At 43.6% G+C, this 19,989-nt stretch carries 18 protein-coding genes; 13 read left to right on the forward strand and 5 right to left on the reverse strand.

Annotated features, from left to right (window positions below; translation table 11 throughout):
- Nucleotides 1–79 precede the first annotated feature (79 nt).
- The 3 genes from JNUCC31_RS19900 (at nt 80) to JNUCC31_RS19910 (ending at nt 5,228) form a co-directional block, all read left to right on the forward strand.
- Nucleotides 80–406, forward strand: coding sequence for a nucleoside triphosphate pyrophosphohydrolase (locus JNUCC31_RS19900; protein ID WP_192263738.1), 327 nt, complete (start codon nt 80–82; stop codon nt 404–406).
- Nucleotides 390–2,825, forward strand: coding sequence for a DEAD/DEAH box helicase family protein (locus JNUCC31_RS19905; RefSeq protein ID WP_192263741.1), 2,436 nt, complete (start codon nt 390–392; stop codon nt 2,823–2,825). Before JNUCC31_RS19900 ends, JNUCC31_RS19905 begins: the two co-directional genes overlap by 17 nt.
- 483 nt (nt 2,826–3,308) lie before the next feature.
- Entirely contained in the window at nt 3,309–5,228 is a 1,920-nt protein-coding gene (locus JNUCC31_RS19910; protein WP_192263745.1) for a 3'-5' exonuclease, read from the forward strand.
- 1,269 nt (nt 5,229–6,497) lie between these two features.
- On the opposite strand, the gene JNUCC31_RS19915 is transcribed toward JNUCC31_RS19910, so the two are convergent.
- A complete protein-coding gene (locus JNUCC31_RS19915) occupies nt 6,498–7,475 on the reverse strand; it encodes an IS30 family transposase (protein WP_192263748.1) in 978 nt (325 codons plus the stop codon).
- Nucleotides 7,476–7,560: 85 nt separating this feature from the next.
- Here JNUCC31_RS19915 and JNUCC31_RS19920 point away from each other — a divergent pair, with 85 nt between their 5' ends.
- The gene (locus JNUCC31_RS19920) at nt 7,561–8,910 is read left to right on the forward strand and encodes an ATP-binding cassette domain-containing protein (RefSeq protein ID WP_228469127.1); all 1,350 of its coding nucleotides are present in this window, start codon (nt 7,561–7,563) and stop codon (nt 8,908–8,910) included.
- Nucleotides 8,911–9,174: 264 nt separating this feature from the next.
- Here JNUCC31_RS19920 and JNUCC31_RS19925 read toward each other — a convergent pair whose 3' ends face one another.
- From JNUCC31_RS19925 to JNUCC31_RS19935, 3 genes are all read right to left on the reverse strand, one after another.
- Nucleotides 9,175–9,942, reverse strand: a complete 768-nt coding sequence (locus tag JNUCC31_RS19925; RefSeq protein ID WP_192263754.1) for a MerR family transcriptional regulator — start codon at nt 9,940–9,942, stop codon at nt 9,175–9,177.
- A complete protein-coding gene (locus JNUCC31_RS19930) occupies nt 9,917–10,843 on the reverse strand; it encodes a DUF2268 domain-containing putative Zn-dependent protease (RefSeq protein ID WP_192263757.1) in 927 nt (308 codons plus the stop codon). Before JNUCC31_RS19930 ends, JNUCC31_RS19925 begins: the two co-directional genes overlap by 26 nt.
- A 262-nt stretch (nt 10,844–11,105) precedes the next feature.
- Nucleotides 11,106–11,825: a hypothetical protein gene (locus tag JNUCC31_RS19935; protein WP_192263761.1), complete on the reverse strand. Its 720-nt coding sequence runs from the start codon at nt 11,823–11,825 to the stop codon at nt 11,106–11,108.
- A gap of 83 nt (nt 11,826–11,908) precedes the next feature.
- Between JNUCC31_RS19935 and JNUCC31_RS19940 the strand changes: the two genes are divergently transcribed.
- From JNUCC31_RS19940 to JNUCC31_RS19955, 4 genes are all read left to right on the forward strand, one after another.
- Nucleotides 11,909–12,670, forward strand: a complete 762-nt coding sequence (locus tag JNUCC31_RS19940) for a hypothetical protein (protein ID WP_192263764.1) — start codon at nt 11,909–11,911, stop codon at nt 12,668–12,670.
- A 247-nt stretch (nt 12,671–12,917) separates the two neighbouring features.
- Nucleotides 12,918–13,550, forward strand: coding sequence for a sigma-70 family RNA polymerase sigma factor (locus JNUCC31_RS19945; protein ID WP_192263767.1), 633 nt, complete (start codon nt 12,918–12,920; stop codon nt 13,548–13,550).
- The gene (locus tag JNUCC31_RS19950; RefSeq protein ID WP_192263770.1) at nt 13,543–13,722 is read left to right on the forward strand and encodes a YvrJ family protein; all 180 of its coding nucleotides are present in this window, start codon (nt 13,543–13,545) and stop codon (nt 13,720–13,722) included. The genes JNUCC31_RS19945 and JNUCC31_RS19950 overlap by 8 nt, the downstream gene beginning before the upstream one ends.
- The gene (locus tag JNUCC31_RS19955) at nt 13,703–13,954 is read left to right on the forward strand and encodes a helix-turn-helix domain-containing protein (RefSeq protein WP_192263773.1); all 252 of its coding nucleotides are present in this window, start codon (nt 13,703–13,705) and stop codon (nt 13,952–13,954) included. The genes JNUCC31_RS19950 and JNUCC31_RS19955 overlap by 20 nt, the downstream gene beginning before the upstream one ends.
- A gap of 127 nt (nt 13,955–14,081) precedes the next feature.
- Here the strand turns inward: JNUCC31_RS19955 and JNUCC31_RS19960 are convergent, their stop codons facing one another.
- Nucleotides 14,082–15,251, reverse strand: coding sequence for an MFS transporter (locus JNUCC31_RS19960; protein WP_192263776.1), 1,170 nt, complete (start codon nt 15,249–15,251; stop codon nt 14,082–14,084).
- 268 nt (nt 15,252–15,519) lie between these two features.
- On the opposite strand from JNUCC31_RS19960, the gene JNUCC31_RS19965 reads away from it, so the two are divergent.
- From JNUCC31_RS19965 to JNUCC31_RS19985, 5 genes are all read left to right on the forward strand, one after another.
- Entirely contained in the window at nt 15,520–16,011 is a 492-nt protein-coding gene (locus JNUCC31_RS19965) for a MarR family winged helix-turn-helix transcriptional regulator (RefSeq protein WP_192263779.1), read from the forward strand.
- A 174-nt stretch (nt 16,012–16,185) separates the two neighbouring features.
- Nucleotides 16,186–17,004: an SDR family oxidoreductase gene (locus JNUCC31_RS19970; protein WP_192263782.1), complete on the forward strand. Its 819-nt coding sequence runs from the start codon at nt 16,186–16,188 to the stop codon at nt 17,002–17,004.
- Nucleotides 17,005–17,207: 203 nt separating this feature from the next.
- A complete protein-coding gene (locus JNUCC31_RS19975; protein ID WP_192263785.1) occupies nt 17,208–18,500 on the forward strand; it encodes a galactokinase in 1,293 nt (430 codons plus the stop codon).
- 391 nt (nt 18,501–18,891) lie between these two features.
- Nucleotides 18,892–19,338: a tellurite resistance TerB family protein gene (locus tag JNUCC31_RS19980; RefSeq protein ID WP_192263788.1), complete on the forward strand. Its 447-nt coding sequence runs from the start codon at nt 18,892–18,894 to the stop codon at nt 19,336–19,338.
- Between the two features lie 40 nt (nt 19,339–19,378).
- Nucleotides 19,379–19,972: a TerD family protein gene (locus JNUCC31_RS19985; protein ID WP_192263791.1), complete on the forward strand. Its 594-nt coding sequence runs from the start codon at nt 19,379–19,381 to the stop codon at nt 19,970–19,972.
- Nucleotides 19,973–19,989: the final 17 nt, after the last annotated feature.

The raw sequence follows: 19,989 nt of genomic DNA on the forward strand, positions 1-19,989 counted from the left end.
TGGCAAATGGTATAATGGCAAAAAGGGAGATTCTGGCGCGAGGCTTGAAGCTCTCACAGCAGAAAGGATGTTATACCACATGCCTACATACAACAAATTGGTGCGGGACAAGATTCCGCATATTATCACATCCAGTGGTAAGGAATGCCGCACACGCATTCTGGACCCGGAGGAATATAAGCAAGAACTAAGAACGAAGCTGCGTGAAGAGTCTGAAGAATACATGAGTGCAGCGAGTGATCAGGAAGCTTTGGAAGAACTAGCCGACATGCTGGAGGTGATCCAGGCGCTGGCGGAGGTGCATGGTGCGAATGCGGCCCAGCTAGACAAGCTTCGGGCAGACAAAGCCGAGGCGCGTGGTGGATTCCAGGAACGGGTGTATCTGATCGATGTCGACGAAGCTTAACGTTAAACTCATTACAGATAACTTGGCAGACGAACTCATTTCCCGGATGCAGCATGCGTCCGGGATTTATATTATGACTTCCTTTATCATGCAGTCTGGTGTGAAGCTGCTTGCTCCGCATTTGAAACGGGCAGCAGAACGTGGAGCCGAGGTACGGATGCTCGCGGGAGACTATCTGTATATTACGCAGCCGGAAGGACTGCGGGCGCTGTGTGAGGTAGATCCACGAATTGAGGCACGACTGTGGCGAAGTATGGGAACTTCTTTTCACCCAAAAGCCTATCTGTTCGATCATGACAACGGGGAAGGACTGCTGATCGTCGGCTCGTCGAACTTCTCATTCACGGCGCTGAAGACGGGGTATGAATGGAATCTCGCGATGAATGCCGAGGCGGAACCGTATACGTTCCAGATGGCCTTGGACAAGTTCATGCAGAGCTTCTACCATGAGACGACATTACCAGTGAACCCGGATTCGATTGCGCTGTATGAAGAAGAGTACCGGAAGTATCACCAGAAGAACCCGGAGATGATCCAGCGGATCACGGAGATGGAAGAAGCGGAGTTCGGCACAGGGCTGCCGGAGGAAACAGAGGAGGAAACCGCCGAGCTGTCGCTTGTACCCATTCAGCCGCGGTTTGCGCAGCTCGATGCACTTGAAGCGTTGGAAGGCACGATGGAAGAGCAGTATGACAAGGCGATGGTCGTTATGGCGACCGGGCTTGGCAAAACGTATCTGGCGGGTTTCTTCGCCCAGCGGTTCAAGCGGATACTGTTTGTGGCGCATCGGGAAGAGATTTTGTTCCAGGCGAAGAAGTCTTTTCAGCGGATCATGCCGGAGCGCAGTCACGGTATTTACAACGGGCAGCATAAGGATGGAGCGGCGGATTGTGTGTATGCTTCGATCTTTACACTGAGTATGCAGCGACACCGGGATGGTTTTGCGGCGGATGCATTCGATCTGATCGTGGTGGATGAGTTCCACCATGCGGCAGCTAAGACGTATATGTCGGTGATCGAGCATTTTCAGCCGAGGTTTCTGCTGGGCATTACCGCTACCCCGGATCGACTGGATGGCAAGGATGTGTATGCGCTCTGTGATGGGAATGTGGCGTACCAGATGCATTTTATTGAAGCGATCCGGCGAGGTTGGCTGGCGCCATTTCAATATTACGGAGTATTCGATGATACGGACTATTCGCAGATCCGCTGGATCGGGACAAAGTATGATGAAGAACAGCTCATGGCCGTTCAGTTGCAAGAGGAGCATGTGGAGACGATCTATGCGGCCTGGGTGCGGCACAAGCAGACGAGAACGATTGGCTTTTGCTCATCGATCCGCCAGGCGGACTATTTAGCTGCCTATTTCCGCAGTCAGGGCGTGAAGGTGCTCAGTCTGCATTCGCGCACATCGGAGATGTCGCGGGAGGAAGCCATTCGCCAGCTTGATGCGGGTGAGCTGGAGGTTGTGCTGACGGTGGATCTGTTCAATGAGGGGACAGATATTCCATGTGTGGACACGTTGTTGTTCGTGCGTCCAACGGAGTCACTTGCGGTATTCACCCAGCAGGTGGGGCGTGGTCTAAGGCTGGCGGAGGGAAAATCGCATTGTGTTATCATCGACCTGATCGGAAACTACCGAAATGCGGATGTGAAGCTGAGTCTGCTGGACGTGCGTGGAGATGAGGAACGAAGCGGGAAAGCGATGGATTCGGCTGTGCCTGAGGTTCCGGCTAACTGTGGGATTCATCTGGAGACCCGAGTGGTGAACCTGCTTCAGGAGCTAAGCCGCAAACGGCTACCGCGCCGCGAAAAGCTGCATCAGGATTTTCTGAATGTGAAGCGAGAACTGGGGCGTATTCCGACTTATCTGGAACTGCATCTCATGGGGCATTCGAAGAGTATCGGGTACAGGAGCGAATTTGGTTCGTATGTAGGGTTTCTGCATTGGGCAGAACTGCTGTCCCCATATGAGGGAGAGATATACGTCCGGCATGAAACGTGGCTGCGGGATGTGGAGAAGACGGTTATGAACAAAAGCTATAAAATGATTGTGCTGCTGTACATGCTGGAGCGAGGAGAAGCGCACTGGATGGACCCGATCACACCGGGGGAGATGGCAAGGTTCTTCCATACGTATCTGACGGAGAAGGAGTACCGGAAACGGAAAGACTTTTCGGACAAAGGCAAACTTGCGCTCTGGGAGTGGAATGAGAAGACGGCAACAGAGATTGAAAAGTTGATTGTTGATATGCCGATGACGAAGTGGAGCAGCGCGAAGGGCAGCATAACCCGGTTTGTGGATGGAGTCTTTTCGCTGAATGTGCAGGTGGAGGATGCGGAGGAACGTGCGGTCCTGTATCGCTGGACGAAGGAGATTTGTTTGTATCGGTTGCATGCGCATTTTGAGCGGGGGTAATCTCTTACGATTAGATTTACTTGAAGATATTTTTTTGATCGATTAATTGATCACAATATCTAGTTTTTAAATTCATAAATAGCCAGAATTATAATGGCGATTAACGCTATAAGAAAAAAAATAGCCAGGGCAATTAAAAGACCGTAACCTAGTACAGAGGCTAACTTGGTGATTAACTTTTTCATAATAAACAACCTTTCTGGCGCTCGGTAAAGTTACTGTTACTTGGGCAACTGAAAAAGTAAGCGGAAATTGGAATTGGTACTTATTAGTATATAACAACGGAAAAAGAGTTTAGTTTCCCATTTTTGCAAAAGAGTGACTCTGAATATCGGAGTCTCTTTTTTTGAGTTAGCACCTGATAGATTTCGTCTGCAACGGAATGAAGTATAGATCCATATATAAATCTATTGTGGAAAATTGTGGTTTTATGGTGGATAATGTCTGTATAGCAATTATAGATTTTGACTAGGAGCGGTTCGCATGGCATATACAGTACCCGAAGCTATTCCGAAGAAAGCGACAGCTGGAGAAAGGCTGTTATTTGAGACACTGAAGAAACATCTTCCAGAAGACTACATCGTATATTATGAACCTGAGATTCGTGGAAGACGACCGGATATCGTGATTATCGGGCCAGACCTCGGCCTGCTTGTGCTTGAAGTGAAGGATTATACGAAAGGAACGCTGCATCAGGTGAACCGGGATGAATGGATATTGCGCAATACGGCAGGAGAGACGGTTACCGCCCGGAGTCCGTTGAAGCAAGCGAGAGACTACGCATTTCTCATTGCGGATCAATTGAAGAAGGACAAGAACCTAATTAAAGAGGGAACGCCGGGATATTTGAAATTCAATTATGGGTATGGGGTCGTCTTTACCCGCCTGAAGCAAAAGGATTTTCTGCACATGGATTTATACAGCGTCATTGATCCTGTGTTTGTGCTGACCAGGGAAGAGATCGACCCTGAGGATGAGGATTTCTCGGAAACAATCCTGATCGAGAAGCTGCTGAACATGTTCACGGTGCCGACTCGAAATCGATACACCTTGACCGATGAGGATGTGCAGGCGATCCGGTACCATCTGTTTCCCGAAGTGCGGATTAGCGCGGAGCGTAAAGAAGTCGTACCTCATCAAGACCAGCTATTATTATCCCTACATAATATCAAGACGATGGATCTGCATCAGGAAAAACTGGCGAAGCAAATCGGGGACAGGCACCGTTTGATCCGTGGAGTAGCGGGTAGTGGCAAAACGCTGGTGCTCGTCAGTCGGGCCCGGATGTTGGCCAAGGCCAATCCGAACTGGAATATCCTTGTTCTGTGCTATGGTTCTACACTGTCCCAATATTTGAAGCAGGCGATTGTACAGAAGATGGCGGAGCCTGAGGATTTATTTGATTTTGCCGATGGTGATGCGGCTTCAGCGCATACATCGAATATTCAGGTGAGCACGTTCCACTCGTGGCTGGGTAAACATTTTCGCATCATCGACAGGAAGTTGCCAGCGTTGCTGGAGAAGGTGGAGCAAGGGCTGGAAGAGTTGCCGGAATATGATGCCATATTGATCGACGAGGGGCAGGACTTCGAACCAGAATGGTTGAAGCTGGTGAGCGCTTGCCTGAATGCTGACACGCAGTCCTTGCTGCTGGTGGAGGATCGGGCACAAACCATTTTCAAACGAAAGAACAGCTTGGCCCAAGATACAGGGTTAAATTTTCGTGGCCGCTCCAAAATACTGACGATCAACTACAGGAACACGGCTCAGATCGTGCAATTCGCATGGGATTTCTACAAGGAGTATTCCAAGCTACAGGAGAAAGTCATAAGTACTACGGTAGACGGAATCGAGATTATACCGCCTCAGTTCACGAAGCGTAAAGGGCCAGAGCCTCTGATCTACAAAAGCCGGAGCACTCAGGCCGAGATGGCGTTTGTTGCCAAGTCCATTGACTTTTTACGACGGGAAAAATCGTTTGCCCTGAAGGATATTGCAATCCTGTATAGGGTACAGGAACATCAAGGGATTAACATTATTGGTGAGATGCAGCAAGCTCTAAACGATAACAGTCTTGCGTATAATTGGGTGACCAGAGATGACCAGAGCAAGAAGAGTTTTGATCGGGAAGAGGAAAGCATTAAAATTCTAACTATCGATAGTGCAAAGGGCTTGGATTTCAGGGCTGTGTTTATCATTTCCATTGAAACGATGCCACGCAAGGTTGGCAAAACAGATGAAGTGGATGAGCGGGAAGTGTCCCGCTTCTACATTGGAATGACTAGAGCCCTGGAATGGCTGTTCCTTAGCTACTCTGGCGAGTCCCGATTCACGCAGTATCTGGATGAGGTGCAGCAGCAACGAACGGAGAGGCAGATGGATAAGGCTGTAAGGAAAGTGTAAATGCTCGTGGTTTGAACAGAGGAAAATAAAATACTCACTGAACTATACTTGAAAAAACGTACCTTTCATACATTTTGTTATGGAAATGCGTTTTTTCGTTTTGTGTTCTTTTAAGAGGTGCATTCATACAGTTCCAGAATGAGGTGTTTCGTTAGAATTTTCAGGTGCAGGATACGGAGGAACGGGCGGTGCTGTAATGTTGGATGAAGGAGATCTGTCTATATCCGTTGTGTATACATTTTGAGTGGGGGGCGGAATATATTTTATTTAAGAAGAGGATAAATGTAGTTGAAAAACGTCTATTTTAAGTAAATTTAGTGAAATTAAAAATTTATCTTGACACAGAACTCACACAAAAAAATAAAGACTGGTGATTGAATAAAAGAAAACAAAATGTATAATTGTATTATAATCCCAGTTGGAGATGAGAAAGGAGCACAAATGAAAAAATATGTTGGTTTGAATGTTCTTTTAGGGGTAATTGTGATTTTATGCTTTGTGACTATAGAAAATCTTTGGCCTGATCTAAACTATAAATTCCTGATTTATCTAGGTCTCATTGTGGCTATATTGTATATTCTCAAAGATTTTTTCTTAACCAATAAACTTTCTTACAAAACGAGTTCTACTATTTTATTGATATTTCTAGCTGTTACTATAGTCGCGCATTTTATATTTTCCGTCTTAATTATGGACAAAGGTTTTTTTGATAACAATTATATTGTTTTTTTAGGATTAATTTATTTGTTAGTATGGATTCGTCTAATGTACACCAATAAATCTAAACAAAGGGCATAGAAGGAAATTTTCAAAATGATTTTAAAGCTCTACTAAGTGGAATTTTAAAATAAATAATAACACGGAAATGAGGTGATCGCATGTCAGAGATTACGAATTCCGATGTTACTCCAACTTGGAGTAAATGTACAACTGGTTGTTTAGTGTGTGTAGGGACTTGTGTTGCCGACGGCCCAGTCCCATTGGTTGATGTAGCAGGTGCCATTATAGCTTCTGAATCACTTGACTGGTTTAATAATCACTAGTGAAAGGAATGTATTTTGGGTTGGCTCTGCGTTAGTCAGCTATTCTGCGGGGCTGACCCTCACCTTAATTAAGGAGGTAAAACCAAAGTGAACGTAAAGCTTAGCTTTGGTTACTGCTCATGAAAAGGGGATTTTATTTTTCAACCAAGAAGAATAACTACTTTTACGATGATATAACAGGAAATGTTGATATAGTCAGAGATGATTTACCTGAAAATGCTATTGTTTATGGAGATTCTAAATATACTCCATCAAATGTCGACACAATGGAAATCGAATATTCGTGAGCGGTTCTCCAACCCAAGCATTTTCGTGGTCTGTGATTCATTAGATCGAGTGAATGGGCGAGATCTTCATCGTCCACTTGAGCGAGATCGGTACCTTTAGGGAAAAACTCTCGAAGCAACCCGTTTGCATTCTCGTTGGAACCGCGTTGCCAAGACGAATACGGATCAGCAAAATAAACGTGCAGGTTATGGGTCGTTTCCAGATTGGCATAGCATGCAAACTCCTTTCCTCGATCAGCCGTAGCTGTGAGGAAGGTCCCTGTAGGGTACTGTGAGATAGCTACACCGAGCGCAATCTCCATCGACAACGCGGTACGGTCGGGCATGAGAACAGCGGTATATAGGCGTGTTTTGCGTTCAATCAACGTCGCTACGCAGCCTTTACTTTTCCCACGACCCGATACGACGGTATCCAGTTCCCAGTGTCCAAACGTTTCACGGGAACGAACCTCTTTGGGGCGATCTGAAATGGATTGACCAATAGCGAATTTACCGCGAGTTTCTGCGGGTTTCTGGCGCTTCCCCTTGTGCCGAAGAACCTGTAATACACCTCGAACCAAGCGCCCAGCGTAGATCCAGCGATAGATGGTTTTGAAGGAGACTACACGCCGGCCTTCGGTACGGAAGCGTTGAGTGATCTGTTCCGGAGACCACGTTGCCTCCAGCTTTTCCTCCAGTGAAGCAGCCAAGCTGTCTGACCATTTACCTGGAGAGACAGAGGCTTTACGACGCTCCTCATAAGCGTTCTGAGCGTGTTCTGCCTGATAGGGTTGTGATGAAGTAGCACGATCTAGTTCACGGCAAATCGTGGATGAGTGCCTTCCCAGCTCTTTTGCAATGGCTCTTGAGCTTTTTCCTTGTCTGTGGAGGATTTCTAGCTTGCTGCGTTCGATTATGCTAAGATGTGAATAACTCATGGACTGATTCTCCTTGTGTGAATGCTTGTGTGGTAACTTTCATTCTACACGAATCAGGCTATGAGCCATTTTTTATTTACAGTAGGTGTCGCACTTCATATTACAATCCGTCAATAAAAAAGAAAAAGGCTATCTGATGTCAAGAATTTCAGAGAGTTCGAATGTTTCTAATTTATTTTCCCCATCCATGATTAATATGGTAGTAGGAGTTTTCGATTTTGTTATTTCTTTGATGATGATATTCAAAATTAACCTTTACTTATCTTTAGTTGTTGTGATCATGCTCCCCTTTTATGTTGTCCTTTCTGTTTACTTTTCAAGTAGAATAAAAAAATCAGTCACTCAAATGAATGAGGATTCCGCAATCATGGCAGGTGGAGTATTTGAGACAATTAATTCTATAGAAGAGATTAAAATACTAGATTTGAAAACAATTCAAATGAATAAAGTTGAGAAATTATCCAAAATTGTAAAAGAATCCATTGTAAATATGAATCGAAATTTAAATTTTTACTTTGAGAATTTTTCTTTTATGAGTGCATTCATTGGTACAGGAATTTTATACTTATCCGGGCTTCTAATCATAGATCATGCTTTTACTATCGGGAGTTACATAGCTTTCACAGGTTACTTGTCCAGAATATTAGGAAACCTTCAAGTCTACTCAACAGCTGGTATTACTATTCAACCCATACTTGTAAGCATTCGAAGAATTCAAGAATTTCTTGGCTATGGTGATGAAGGAGATGAAAGAGACAGGAATCTTATTGGTGGTATAGAAAAAATTGAATTTATAAATGTTAGTTTTAATTATGCAGACAAACGGGAAGTCATTAGAAATTTTAATCAGACAATTATCAAAGGGGAGACCATTTTGATTCTGGGGTCTAACGGATCAGGGAAATCAACTTTAATTAAATTATTATTAGGTCTGTATAATCCCAGTGATGGTCAAATCATGCTTAATGATGTTGATCTTACTAAAATTAAGCTGAATGATCTAAGGGAAAAGATAGGCGTAGTTTCTCAAAATATTCATTTATTTAAGGGAACCATACTAGATAATATACTTCTAGGGAGTGATGATTCTAAGTTGAGTTATTTAAATAAGCTCATTAAAGATTATAACTTAGATGTATTCTTGAATTTCGAAAATAAGTTGGATACCGAAATAGGAAACGGAGGAAGTAATTTATCTGGGGGGCAAAAACAATTAATTGGCTTCTTAAGAGCTCTTGTTTTACAAAAAGAAATTCTTATTCTGGATGAGCCGACTTCGGCTTTAGATACAGCAGTCAAGGAATGTGTTATCGACATTATAAAAAATAGATCCATCGCAAATATTACCATAATTATTTCCCATGATCCTAGTTTTTATTTTATCGATAATAAAATTTATATGAATAAGAACTTTGAAGGTATGGTGGCGAAATAAAGGATCAAACTAACGATCAGAGGCTGACAATATAGGTCAACAAATTGGATGGTTAGAGGAATTCTGGAGCAAAGAGTTGGTTTTAAACTTTTGATCTATATTAAATTAACGATTCAAAAAAAAGGAAAAGTAAAACGTTGGAACGTTAAAGTATTGGAAAAAAACCTTTGGATGCATTCCGAATCCATGAAGAATACAACCAAAGGTTCTTTGTTTTGTTTGGACTGAAACCTCCCACATATTTCGTTAGGCATAGAAAAAATCTTATACTTCCTCACCCTCCACAAAAACCATAATCGCCCGATACAAAAATTCCAAGAATTCCGCATCGCCAAACTGATCAAAATAACCCGCGTATCGACGATCCGTCGTATAGGCCTCCGCAATACATCTCAGAATCTCAGCATCACAGACCATGAACTGTTCCAGGCAACTCTTCCATTCACGCACTAAGGCTTGTACCTCACCAGAAGCAGGAGACAACTCCTGATGCTTCGCCAATTCCCGAAATACCTGCTCCATGTTGACCGAAAACTGCTGGTAGGCTTGTTCTTGTTCTTCCACTGACAACTGGCCCATATTAGCTTTGAATTCCTGATATTTCTTTGTATCCCCGTAAACGAACTTCGCCTCGGATTCATATTGTTCTTGAATGGACAGGATGGGGGAGTCGCCAAACAGATTGAGTTGAGCGATATCCGTTCCATCCACATACTCGTCCAACTGGCCGATGATCGTTTCGAGCTTTTGTTTTCGTTGAACGAGCGTACTGCGATGCTCTCTTAGAATATCTTTCTGTTCTTCTTTGGAAAGCTGCATCATAGCTGCAATGTCTTTCAATGAGAAATTCATTTCTTTGAACAACAGAATCATTTGCAGATTCCCCAGTGCTTCCTGATCGTAATACCGATAGCCATTGCCCTCGACTTTGCTCGGTTTTAATAGATCCGTTCTATCATAATAATGTAATGCGCGTTTGGTGATGCCGGTAATCTGAATGATATCTTTAACGGTGAAGTACGGTGTCTTCATTCCAAAAGTCCTTTGTTTCCGCAAGGATGTCACTTGCCGGAGTGATAGTTGCTTCGGTAATCGATTTGCCTGTTTTGTTCAAATAATATTGGATTAAGTGATAGCCGCAGGCATAACCAGCAGCATATGGCATCCCTACGGGAGTGAAGTTTTGCATCTTCGCAAGTTCATCGCCGTACAGATACGGATTCATCTGGTCAAAACCGGTGACATGCAGCTGGTCTTTCATTTTTGGCTTGATTATGGTATTCAATGTTTCCATATTCGTTTTGGATACCCAGGGTCCTAGTAACTCTTCTCCATACAAAGATGTCGCAAAGTTCTCGGCCAACCCCTCACTAACAACCATTTCTCCAAGCGTAATCTGTGGATTCCACTGGATAAATTGATATCTCACATTATGATTGCATTCATGAGCTAACACGGATTGCATACGTGGTAAAGTATACGCACCCGGAATCAGGTTCGCCATAATATAACCAGGGATGCCGCCATCTCCACATATGCCTTCATTCATTTGTAGCGACGGGCTGTTCTGATCCCCCAATAAAATCGTGTACAGATATTCGGAGACCGGTAGTTCAATCCCGTGATCAGTAAAGGTGGAAAAGCTTGTTGTAACGGCTTCATGACACTTTTGCCAAAATGCTTCAGACGAGATCGCTGCTAACGGTTCGTTAATCTCAGTTGTTATATCTGCGGGAGCGATATTCATGAAATTGTTCATCATAATCACGTCGAAGCCGTTAGGCTCACTGGATCGAAACGGAATCTGTTGAATGTTCCACTTGTTCATAAATGGACCCATCATATGCTCGCGATATAGCTCCAACTTCTCATCGGGTGCGGCCTTGATGATCTCTTCATAGATTTTATCCGAGCGTAATGCGGTAATCTTCATCTTTAATCTCTCCTTCATGTTAGCTTGAGTTCATTATCAAGTATGACCTTACGTTACAGTCAAGGAGGATTTGCCTTGTGGTACCTTAATTTTAACAGGTGAGTGGAATAATTAACCAAATAGGTGATTTACTAATTGTTACAATTTTGGTTCTATTCCTTGAAGCTTTGAGACAGAACTGAAACCCGCATCAAAGTTCCTTATTATATAATGCTTTTAAATTGGAAAAACACCCCACAAAGGGGTGTCCACTTTTACCGTATTAAAAGTTGGTCGAGTATGACAATCCAAATGTTGAAATGTTATAACTTTTTCCGTGTACGGTGCCTGATCCGTTACGGATCGCTGTTCTACGGGCAATCGGATCTGAGCCGCTAACTCCTTTCAAGACAGAATACAATCGGTCTTTGTCGGGATAACGACCTGTCTCGCCCATATCTCTCCATGCTTTTTCGAGAGATGTAATTTCGGAAATAATGGAGCTTTCTCCGGAAAGGCTCCAGGACTGCACGGAATGATCGAATAAGAATGCAAGCCCCTGCGTGCTAATAATGCCGAATTTGCCAGCGAAGGTGATGGCACGATTAAAATAACTTTCGGCGTATTTACGCTGAAGTGCCTGGTTCGCAGACTTTGCCCCCATGGACTCAAACAGTGTCTTCCACTCGGATACCACATTACCACCACTTGTTGAGATACTTTCACCCCAAGCAATTTGCTGTGATTTTGTTTTGTTGTTGACCACATCTTTCAGAGTCGCGGCTTTGGAGGTACCGAAGACGGCTTTGAACTCGGTGTCATTGTTCTGGATGTACTCCTTCAGTAGAGGTTGCAAAGTACCTTGTCCAAAATTGTACTGAATGATACCAAAGGAAAGTCCCTGTCCATCAAAATTACCAGTAACGTTCGAATATCCATTGTTGCCTTCAAAGAATCCGGTATTTCTCAACAATTTGTCTTTCAAGCTGTCTGTAAGTGCCATATAACTTCATCTCCTTATGTTTGGGAATACTCATAAGGCGAACGAAGTCGACTATAAAACAACCTGAAATGAGGAAAATGGTTATGAAAAAATATACGATCTTCTTCTTGCTCTTGTTCATTGTTGGTACGGGGAGTCTGGTTTGGTTGTACATAACCAACTCATCCGCGAGTGAGGCAGCTGAAACAGTTGCCACGGAGACGGAACTCCCGCATACCGAATTATCGACTTTACCTGATATCGTTGAAATCAAAAGTGAGGGGAAATCCATAAAATTATCCCTTAACGACATTCCTCAGTATAAGAATTATTTATTAAATGAAGCAGATATCCAATCGGAGATTGCTCGTACTCAATTTACGTCGTTGGATGTACCTTCTTCCGAAACGTATGCGATACTGAAATATGGCTGTGGGACCAAGGATTGTTCCACCATTTTAGTTAAAACAGATGGAAGTAAGAGCGAAAGTCTAACCATGCCTGTCGGCATATTTCAGGATTATAAACTTTCTCCAGATCAAGGAAAGATGTTAATTCGTTATGCTTATGATGAAGGCGGCCTGGTCCGTAGACAAATCCTTGTTGCCGTGGATCTCAAACCATTAAAAGTCATTCCGTATACATCAGCTGATCTTGAAGAGCCATTCATGTTGAAGCCGACTTGGCCCATCATCTCATATGATTGGAATGATAATAACGAATTCACTATTGAAACGGCAGCGTTGGAAACAAGCGAGTATTCAGCATTGAAAGACTGGTTTTCTTCCGAAAATCGCAAAACCAGGAAGGTCACGATCCGGCTGGATTCGATCAGACGCCTCGATGAATACCCAAAAGCTACTTAAAACACTCAGGTAAGCTATATCAATCTAAAAGTGATAATAAGACATCGGCCTAATTGTGCTGGTGTCTTATTTTGTATATCTATGGATCATGGGGATAAGTAATCCTAAAGGATGATCTTTTAGTTATTTTGTACGATATGGAAAAAAATATAGTATAATAAAGGGAACAAATGTTCTTATTAATGGTTGTTTTTTCTATTGGTAAGAACGCCTTCTTATATATAAAGATTAAAGGAGGGGGAGTCAGATGAGTACCCTAGAGAAGACTAGTGATTACACAACACTTGCGGTTACTGCACAGTTTGAGGAGTACAAGCACCAAAATCCAGCGTTATTCCATAATCGGGTTGTTCTAAACTTTTTTGAGCAGGAGAAGCACCAGAAGTTACTGTTGGAGTCCTTGAGAGGGGAGGCTGGTAAGGAAGAAGAGTTAAATGAGGCGTTCCGCAAATATTTCTTTCAATTTCGATTTATCACTTATGTCACATCATCGCTCAAATTCATGAGTATCGATCAGATGCGGCGGAATCAGCGTTATGCAGCTCGAAATGTATTGATCTATGACAGGCCATCCTCGGACGAGTCCAGTGTGTGTATCGGTGAGACGATGAGTGCCTATCAAACTTCAGCGGATATTCTACAATCGGATGAACGTTCTATGAATTTCCAAGAGGGTTTTGCTGATGAGCATGTGGAATCGGCATTTGAGAGTTTAACGGATAAGCAGAAGCATGTCACCACGCTATATTATGGACAAGGCTACCACGATCATGAAATTGCGAGCAGGCTTCAGGTCAGCCAGCAGGCCATAGCGAAGACAAGAAATACAGCTCTGAAAAAAATGAAAACCGTAATGGAGAAAGGAGTAAGCAATGGATAATAGCTCATTTGCAACTTTTATAGGGGGAATCAGTCAGGTCGGTTTTCCCATCATGATTACATTATATTTATTTACCCGATTCGAGAAGAAGCTGGATCAACTCTCAGTGAATATCAGTACTCTTATAGAGGTAATCAAAGCGGTGATTAAAGATGAATCAAAACAAGGTTGAATTCTATGATGCAGTGCGGAGGGCACAGAATGGAGATCGAGAGAGCATGCTTCAAATTATCAGTGCATTTCAACCTATCATTCAGCGGATGAGATATCAGGTTAAACCCCAGGAACGTGACGACCTGTCACAGACCATTGTTGAAGGATTGATCATTAAAATCATGAATTACGAGTTGGAGCATGTACCTACGTACTCGGAGTTCTGCAAACAACTGTTTAATGCCGAATGAAAGACGAGCGTATATACTTAACTAACCGAATTCAGAAGCCCTGTTATATTCCATGGTGTCACTAAGTCACTGTGAAATATAGACAGGGTATTTATAATGTTAAAAACAAGAATCGATAGTGGCTTCATCAAACGAGGTAAGGCAGTTGTAACGAAAATACTCTATCGAATGTTGTTTCGCTGACTCGCACCAGTAATCCGCCAAGCAAGGTACCAACGGCACTAATCCCAAAAGACAAAAAGCGAAACACGCTTCCAACCCTGCCGAGCAACTCATTAGGTACGGAACGTTGCAGGATTGAAGAACGTGTAACATTGTAGACGATAATGAAAAATGCAGCACAGAAATACAAGCCGCCTACCCAATAGGCGTTCGTGGTTAAACCCACCACACCGTAGATGATGCCCATACACAAAATGGAGGAGATAATTAATTGTTTTGTACTCCATTTCTTACGCATATAAGCAACGGCCTGGCTCCCCACGATGCTGCCGATTGTTGCAATGGAGATTAATATACCGAATGCAAAAGCATCCAACTGAAGGACATCTCGTACAAAGAAGATTTGAGTGGCCAGAATGATCGAATACATCAGCGTAATCGTGACGGACAGAATCGCCAAACCACGGAGAAAACGATCATGATACACATATTGAATCCCGGACCACATCTCCCGTTTCCAATTCTTCATTGGGCGAGCTTCCTTCCTGGTTGCTTCCGTATCCCCTGGGTAAAAGTTTCCCTTCAAACTGATTAAAAAGAGCAAAGCAACAACAGCCGTCACGGTGTCTATCGCAAAAGGAAAGACAATATGCAGGGTGATGATGAACCCTCCCAGAGCAACGCCCAGAATATCACTCGTCATTAACTGTCCAGCGGTGAACTGCCCATTGGCTTTCTCTAATTTACTTTCATCTACAAGTTGCGGGATGATCGTCTGCACCGTGCTGTCGAATACGACTCGACTCAGTCCGATACCAAACATGAACAGAGCCAGAATCGGAATGCTCACCCAGCCTCCCCATATACATAAAGTCAGCACAAGGAGAAGAATCATTCGAGTAAAGCCTGCTCCGATCAGCATATGTTTGCGAGAATATCGGTCGATTAGAACGCCCACGGGCAGACTGAAGAGAAGCCAGGGCAAACGGAGGGCTGTCATGGTTATGGAGGCATATAAAGTATCGGTCGTAAGATTGGAAATGAGCCATGGAACCGCAGCGAGCGTAAGTCCATCACCCAAGAAAGTAAGAGAGAACGCACCAAAGAGTTTAGTATAGTTCGACTTGATCTTCATAGTTTCCTCCACCATCAGATTCAAAGCAGTTCTACATCAACCTGTATAAAACCATATTTATCCTTTTTAATACAAATTTAAGTTATTGTATAATGGAGTGCAATCCTAATTTTACCATTTGAAAGTATAGAATGGGTGAAAAAGGGTTCATTTATGTGCAAGCGTTTTGATTTTTATAGAAAAGAAATAATGAATTGACATTTTCTATGGGGTGAGTTATCTTTGCCTATATAGTTAAGCTATTAACTAAATGGAGAGGACAGAACACATGGATAATCTGCAAGAAGAGAACCTACTGCCAATTGATCCTAAACAAGATACGCTGCAAGAATATTTGCTTCGTCTGCCACTGCCCAATGAAGCTTTTTTTACGATGGTTGAGGCGACTGCCAATCTGGTGGCCGTGTCGGAGAAATACTGGCAATCCCAAGGGCTGAATGGAGCAAGAATTCGCATACTCGTAGAGATTGCCAAAGATGGGGGAACGATGCTTCCTTCAGTGCTTGCCGAAAAAATCGGTGTCACCAAGGCCAACATTAGCTTGCTGCTGACACCGCTGGAGCGTGATGGCTACATTGCGAGGGCTGAACATGCCCGAGATGGTCGCAAGACGGTGATTTCCATTACCGATGCAGGACGAACATTGTTGAGGGAGCATCTGCCGGGTAACCGTGAAGCTGTGGCTGGGCAAATGGGCAAGTTGAATGAACAGGAGCAGCATCAGTTGATTGCTTTGTTGCAGAAGCTGAACAGGTCTTAATCCTTAATGCAGTCTAAAACGATGCTAAGATCAGTCGATTCTGAGGCAAGATATGTGTGGAAAGGGATAGGATTGGTTCAGTGAGGAACATGTTGTAGTTCAGTGGATCACTCTGTCTATTTAGTTAATGACTTAACTATTTGTTGCAATTCATTTACAGGAGGGAAAAGCAGGATGACGATCATGATTACCGGAGCCACAGGACAATTAGGCAATATGATTATTGCAAATATGCTAGTCAGGGTCCCCGCTACAGAAATTATCGCAGGAGTCCGTAATGGGGGGATGTCTGCAACCTTAAAAGCTTTAAAGGATCAGGGTGGGGAGGTTCGCTGTATTGACTATGATAGGCCGGAAACGCTACAGAAAGCCTTTGCCGGTGTGAATAAATTGCTACTGATTTCCAGCTCGCATAACGATGATACAGTCCGGCTAACTCAACATACAAGTGTAATCAATGCGGCGAAGAACGCTGGAGTTGAACATATCCTTTATACCAGTTTTGCTTTCCCACAGACGGGCCTTAAAGGTTCAAGTAACGTGCATAGACTTACCGAGCAGGTCATATTTGATTCGGGGATGAAGTATACGATTTTGCGCAATGGGCTGTATATTGATTTTGTGAATGTCCTTGGACTACAGGAGGCGATACAAAGTGGCGTGCTAACAACTCCAGCCGGAGATTGGCGGTTTAATGCGGTTACACGCAGTGATCTTGCACGGGCCATTGCGAACGTACTCGCAGAGAAAGGTCATGAGCAGCGGATATATGAGCTGGCCGCGCCACGGACTTGGACCTTTGCTGACCTGGCAGAGGTGCTTACAGAGTTTGCAGGCAAGACCGTCATTCACAGCGAGGATGTGTCGGTACAGCACTGGATCTATCCTTTTTTAAGCAGTATTGATACCGGATCTACATCTAAGGATCTTGAGCAATTGATGGGCCAACCGATAACTTCGTTGAAGAAGAGTATTGCACCTTTTCTGAATTAATCGAATTACATTGGAGTGACGTTAAGCCCGTATGAATTGTTAATGCATTAACTTCAAAAAACGCTTACAAACTTTCAATTCTACCCTACCTTTTCGGAAACGAAGCTGAGATAATGGAAAAGTAAACGGGCATGAAGTCATCCCGCTATCGTTCATCATTCACGTAGAAAAATACATGCTGCATATCCATAGGAGGATTATTCATGACTACACAACCATTGGCACTGATCCAATCCACTTCAGGCCAAACGCTGCTTGCCCAAATGTATGGTCAGCAACAACTGGAAGAACAGACAGCACGTTACACGAAGCTCAATGAATCATTCGAACAGTACTTCGGCGTACAAGAGGGCAGCAAGCTGTTCAGCTCGGCTGGACGCAGCGAAATTGGGGGCAACCATACGGATCATAACCACGGTAAGGTACTGGCGGGCAGTATTACGCTGGATACGATTGCGGTAGCTGCGCCAACGACGGATTCGGTAATTACTTTTTATTCCGAAGGGTATGACCAGAAATATGGTATCGATCTCACGGATTTGGCACCCAAGGCGGAGGACGATGGCACTACGGCTTTGATTCGTGGTATGGCTGCAGGGTTCGGGGAGTTCGGATATAAAGTAGGCGGATTTCAGGCGTACATCTCCAGTAATGTGTTCTCGGCATCGGGCCTGAGTTCGTCGGCATCATTCGAGATGCTGATCTGTACGATCTTGAACCATTTCTACAACGAAAGTACGCTGGATGTTGTAACTCTGGCGAAGATTGGTCAATACGCGGAGAATCACTATTGGAACAAACCGTCCGGTTTGCTGGATCAGATGGCTTGTGCCTATGGTGGGCTGATTGCAATTGATTTTGAAAATTCGGCACAGCCGGTGATTGAGCCTGTAAAGTGGGATTTTCAGGAGAACGGATACTCTCTCGTGATTGTGAACACAGGTGGGAACCACGCGGATCTGACAGAGGATTATGCTGCTGTTCCTTATGAGATGAGAGCTGTTGCTCAGGCGCTGGGCAGTGAGTATGTTCGGGAAATTACGGCTGAGGCAATCTATGCCAATCTCAAGCAGGTCCGTGAGGCTGCTGGAGATCGTGCGGTGCTGCGTGCACTTCATTTTCTGGCAGAGAATGATCGGGTGGATGGTCAAGTGTCGGCGCTTCGTGAAGGGCGTTTTGCTGACTTCCTGAACCTGATTACGGCATCCGGGAACTCTTCCTGGAAGTGGCTCCAGAATGTATATCAAAGCGGTTCGGTGAAGGAACAGGAGATTGGGATCGCGCTGGCACTGACAGAGAATTATTTGCATAACTTGGGTGATGGCGCTTGTCGCATCCACGGTGGAGGCTTCGCAGGGGTCATTCTGACGATCCTTCCCAACGCTAAAGTTGAGGAATATATGTCCTGGATGCACGGCATGCTGGAGACGCCAATTATTGTGGTTAATGTGCGCGAGCAGGGTGCGGTATGTTTGAATGCATTGTTGAATAGTTAAGCTGGATTTATGAGTTTTAAACGAATAAAACATTTGTTATAACTGTGCATAAATGCGCATTGCTATTGGCGTATAAATTCTATAATATGGATGAAAAGTGAAGAACAGCCTCCTGAAACATCATGGTTCTGGAGGTTGTTCTTTTTTTGTTTGTCGAATTTTGTAATTAAATGTAGAACGTTTAAAAAATAGATGATATCCCTTTATAAAATACTTCATGGTATATGAGATGTTTTTGTTTTTATATGTAGAAAAATGACAAAATATAGAGTATAGTAAAGGGATAATTTAACTATTTTATGCCATGAATTAGGATGTAATGACGTATATTGTATTTTGCTAGTTTGCAAAGGAAGTTGAAGTGAAATGAATCTAGTAATGGAGGATAACAATGAGCTCATTCAGAAATTGGCTTAACTCGACGAAACAGGGTCTTGAGGAGCAGGTTAAACGATTTAAGAACAAGGATTTTATGGATGCTGTAGTGGCAGGTTGTGCTTTAGTTGCTTTTGCAGACGGTACGATCGATGCTTCGGAGAAAAACAAGATGGCGGGATACATAAATCTTAGTCAGGAATTGAAAGTATTTGATATGACTGTTGTTATTGAACGTTTCAATCACTATGTGAATAATTTTGAGTTTTCCCCCGAGATCGGGAAGCAGGAAGCCTTGAAAGCTATCGCCAAGTTCAAGTCCAAGCCGGAAGTCGGTCGTGTCATTGTGGGTGTATGTAGTGCTATTGGTTCTGCTGACGGTAACTTCGATGATCAGGAGCGCAGAGTCGTAGCTGAAATCTGCACGGTCCTTGGGTTGAACCCAGGTGAATTCAGTTTGTAGCAAACAGTACGCATCTCAAGCTGAAAGGAGGTGAATATCAGTGGCTGGTATTAATTTGGTCAAGGGACAAAAAATTGATCTAACCAAGGGTAAAGCAGGGTTAACTCAAGTTATAGCCGGTTTGGGTTGGGACCCTTTAGCCTCCAAAGGATTTTTCGGAAGAAAAAAGCAGGCGAATATCGATTGTGATGCTTCGGCTTTGCTGTTGGATGAGAATGGCAAGTTAACGAAGGAAACCAATCTGGTCTGCTTCCATAACAAGCAAAGTCTTTGTAGATCTGTAGTTCATTCAGGAGATAATCTAACTGGCGAAGGTGAAGGGGACGATGAGCAGATCAAAATCAACCTCTCCTCTGTACCTGCCGATGTTCATAAAATTCTTATCGTCGTTAATATTTATGACTGTGTGAATCGTAAGCAGGACTTTGGCATGATTGAACGAGCTTATATCCGTATTTTGGATGGGAGCAACTCACAGGAATTAATAAAGTTTAATCTATCCGATAATTATGCAGGTATGACAGCCCTCATCTGTGGCGAATTGTATCGACATGGTGGAGAGTGGAAATTCTCTGCAATCGGTGAAGGCGCTCATGCGGTACATATCGATGAGCTTGCACGTCGCTATACGTAGAAATATATTGGATTTCC

Source organism: Paenibacillus sp. JNUCC-31 (genome assembly GCF_014844075.1).
Lineage (GTDB): Bacteria > Bacillota > Bacilli > Paenibacillales > Paenibacillaceae > Paenibacillus.